This window comes from Chryseobacterium formosense (genome assembly GCF_900116415.1).
Classification (GTDB): domain Bacteria; phylum Bacteroidota; class Bacteroidia; order Flavobacteriales; family Weeksellaceae; genus Chryseobacterium; species Chryseobacterium formosense.
Genome location: NZ_FPAP01000012.1, coordinates 1 through 3148 on the forward strand (window position 1 = coordinate 1; position 3148 = coordinate 3148).

At 33.0% G+C, this 3148-nt stretch carries 2 protein-coding genes; both read left to right on the top strand.

Going from position 1 to position 3148, the window contains the following annotated elements; translation table 11 throughout:
• The first annotated feature begins 12 nt into the window (after positions 1–12).
• On the top strand, positions 13–171 hold the full coding sequence (locus BM371_RS20260; protein ID WP_262487380.1) for a T9SS type A sorting domain-containing protein: 159 nt from the start codon (positions 13–15) through the stop codon (positions 169–171).
• A gap of 11 nt (positions 172–182) precedes the next feature.
• The coding region (locus BM371_RS20265; protein ID WP_143106498.1) for a hypothetical protein at positions 183–3148 on the top strand (2966 nt) is incomplete at its 3' end.

Sequence of the window (3148 nt, forward strand, 5' to 3'; positions counted from 1 at the left end):
AAGGAAGCGGATATTACGCTGTATGATATGGGTGGAAGACAGTTACAAAGCCTGAAGACAAAGAATAAAGTGACGAAGATCAATACGCAGAATCTGATTCAGGGGGCTTATCTAATTGTTGTGAAAACTGATACTGAAAAAACTGCGAATGCTAAATTGATTAAAAAATAAAAACAAATATTATGAAAAAAATAATAACAATCATTTGTATGTTAACTCTACAGATGTATTTTGCCCAGGAAGATTTTTTACCCAAAATTGTCCCTCCTTCACCGACGGCCAACGCATTAGGAAATTACGGAAATATTCCTGTTGGTTTATTTACAGGAACAGTTAACACATCTATTCCTCTTTTTACATATAGAACGAATAATTTAAATTTACCAATTTATATTTTCTATGGCTCTAACGGTATAAGAGTGGATGAAATATCTTCTAATGTGGGGTTAGGTTGGAACCTTAGTTATGGAGGTGTTATTACAAGAACAGTAAGAGATAGAGCAGACGAAATATCAACACACATAAGTATTCCTGACAACGTTACATCTGCATATTCCAATCCTGTTACTAATAAGTTTTTGTATACCATTGGAAATGGGTCTGATGCATTAGATACTGAGGCAGACTTATACTCGTTCAATTTTAATGGAATCTCTGGAAAATTTTTTTACGATCAGAATGGTCTTCCCCATATTGTTGACCAGCAAGCGATCAAAATTGAAAGAATTGGAAGCACAAATGGTGATGGACAAGATTTTTTGTTAACGGATTCAGAAGGCAGAAAATATTATTTTACTGAAAAAGAAAGAACTATTTATAGAATTAGCGGAAATGGACATAGTTTGCCATCCTCTGCTATTACAGCTTGGTACTTATCTAAAATACAGCATCCCGCAGGTGATCAAATTTATTTTACATATGAACCGAATAATATTGCAGAATATACAGGATCTCAATCACAAAATCTAAGTATGTCCACAGGCTATCCATCTCTTCAGCCATCATGCCAAGGAAGCGGATACGCTTCAGCCCCTATTGCTAACGCTATTTCTAACAATAATATCGAAATTATTGGAAAAAAAATAGTTTCTATCAGCAGTAATATGCCAAATGCTGGTTCAATATTGTTTGATTATGAAAGCAATTCTGCTACGACTTTAGATGTAGAAGGAAATCAAAAAATAAGATTAATTCAACAATTAGATGGAACTGGAAATTTGATTGAGAGTAGCAGCTTTACTTATTTAAACACGGATAATAAAAGAAATTTTTTAAGCAATATCTTCTTTAAGGATCCTAACAAGAAATTTGTTTTCGATTATGAGTCCCCTCAAAACTTTCCTGTTAGATTGTCTTTCAGGCAAGATCGATGGGGATACTATAATGGAAAAAATAATAATAGCTTGATTCCTGCAAACGTTAAAGATTTTGATTTGGCTAACGTTATTTACGCTGGAGCAAATAAAGACCCTGATCCTGAATACTCAAAAATAGGAATGTTAAAAAAAATTACATACCCTACAAAAGGATATAGTGAGTTAAAATATGAAGGAAACTCGTACTGGGGAGAAAAAACAATTTATCCTGAACTTGTACAAAAAAGACTTGAAACTAAAACGGATAATTTTACAGATGAAAACTCTACACAATTTACCTTTACCTCTCTAACAAATCAAACAATTGTATTCAACGCTACATTAACTGGGAATTCGATTCCCGCTTGTAATAGTTTCGTAAGCTCAGGTCACTTTGCAGGCTTTGTGAAGATTAATGGAGGAACTCCTTATCATCTAACGCGCGATAGTAATACACGTCAGATTGTTGTTAATGCTAATGCAGGCTCGACAATTACCATTTTTTTACAGGCAAACTTTATGTGTAGTAATGTTAGAGTTAATTTTGCTTATTATCCTACTGCTCCTCAGATATTCAATACAAACCTTGATACAGGAGGCGTAAGAATAATGTCAACAAAAGATTTTGATTATCAGTCTTCCCAAATCCATTATAAAAGATTTTATTATGCACACAAAGACGATCTCACTCATTCATCAGGATTAAAAGGTAATAACCCCTATTATATTGATACTTCAAAATGGCAGACTGCATGTGAAGCAAATGGAGGTTTGGTTGCATGCTTGTTTGTTGAAAATTCCAAAACAATACTTACATCTAGTAGTATGACTTCATTATATGATACAGGAACAATGTCTTGCTTATATCCGTATGTTACAATAAGTGAAGGAGGCGACAATTTTGAAAAAGGGGGAGAATTTAAACAATTTAAAGTTCACAAAGATGATGCTGGTAGTAATATATGGGGTACAGGGGGTCTGAATAGTAATCCATGGTCTAATAAAGGTTGGGATAATGGTTTAGAATTAAAATCAACATTATTAAGGAAGAATAGTAATTCTGGTTTTTTAGAAATTGTTCAGGAAAAAGAAAATATTTATGAAAAAGATGATAGTAAGAAGTTCGAATTGAAAAACTTTGCAGGAAGACTTCTTTATAATGTAATCTGCCCAACAAACTATCCTTATACTTGCACCTCTAATGATGTCTCAATACCCAATAATGCTTGTTCAGGAAAATTAGCAGGCACACAAGTATATCTCTCGAATATTGATAATGTTAATATCTCAGAATACAGGCTAATTTCTTATTTACATTATTTAAAATCTCAAATTACAACAAATTATTTGAATAATATTCCAATAATTACTAAAAAGGAATATTTTTACGATACTCCGTCACATTTTCAGTTAACTGGAGAAAAAACAACATATCCAGATTCAAGTATAGAAGAGAAAGCCTTTCTGTATGCCCACGAAAAAGGAAATACTAAGCTTATCAATGCGAATATGATTGGAATTCCTTTAGAAACATCAGTTATTAAAAAGCAGAATAGCTCAGATCCGGGGAAAACAATTTCCAGAACAGAAACGAAGTATGATGATCCATCAAATTTGTTTCCTACCTCTGTTTTGTCTCATGATCTTCAAAATGCTTCCTCAACAGAAATCACTTACGACTTGTATGATGTTAAAGGTAATTTATTACAGTATACGACAAAGGACGGAATTTCTACTGCCATTATCTGGGGTTATAATTCTACTCAGCCAATAGCAAAAATAGTTGGAGCCAC